This is a genomic window from Bacillus sp. GbtcB14, assembly GCF_019091205.1.
Taxonomy (GTDB): Bacteria; Bacillota; Bacilli; order Bacillales; family Bacillaceae_G; genus Bacillus_A; species Bacillus_A cereus_AG.
The window spans coordinates 1-211 of the sequence record NZ_JAGXJT010000363.1 but is presented as its reverse complement, the minus strand read 5'-3'; the positions used below and the strand labels follow the sequence as shown (position 1 = coordinate 211).

Genomic DNA, 211 nt, shown 5'->3' with positions numbered 1-211 from the left:
CTGGGCTAGCTGGATTCGAACCAGCGCATGACGGAGTCAAAGTCCGTTGCCTTACCGCTTGGCTATAGCCCATTAATATTTACTAGTATGGTTATCTTTTCAAAAAAATAAACCCTCTCAGGTTATTTTAAAGAAAATGGTGGAGGGGGGCAGATTCGAACTGCCGAACCCGAAGGAGCGGATTTACAGTCCGCCGCGTTTAGCCACTTCG

The 211-nt window shown here is 47.4% G+C and carries 1 tRNA gene; it reads right to left on the bottom strand.

What is annotated here, in order from left to right:
* Nucleotides 1-72: transfer RNA gene (locus tag KVT31_RS30145), tRNA-Gln, on the bottom strand.
* Nucleotides 73-211 lie beyond the last annotated feature (139 nt).